Source organism: Paenibacillus sp. 203 (genome assembly GCF_037027525.1).
Lineage (GTDB): Bacteria > Bacillota > Bacilli > Paenibacillales > Paenibacillaceae > Paenibacillus > Paenibacillus polymyxa_B.
The window spans coordinates 1-255 of sequence record NZ_JAXCHD010000085.1 but is presented as its reverse complement, the minus strand read 5'-3'; the positions used below and the strand labels follow the sequence as shown (position 1 = coordinate 255).

Below are 255 nucleotides of genomic sequence, written 5' to 3'. Positions count from 1 at the left end.
CATCTAAGTACCCTGAGGAAGAGAAAACAATAGTGATTCCGTCAGTAGCGGCGAGCGAACGCGGATTAGCCCAAACCAAGGAGCTTGCTTCTTGGGGTTGTGGGACGTCTCACATGGAGTTACAAAGAAACCGGTTAGATGAAGAGGTCTGGAAAGGCCCGCCAGAGAAGGTAAAAGCCCTGTAGTTCAAAACTTGTTCCCTCCGAGACGGATCCCGAGTAGTGCGGGGCACGTGAAACCCCGTATGAATCCGGC

Annotated in this window: 1 rRNA gene; it reads left to right on the top strand. The window is 52.5% G+C overall.

Going from position 1 to position 255, the window contains the following annotated elements:
- A 23S ribosomal RNA gene (locus WA407_RS26510) occupies window positions 1-255 on the top strand; the annotation flags it as partial.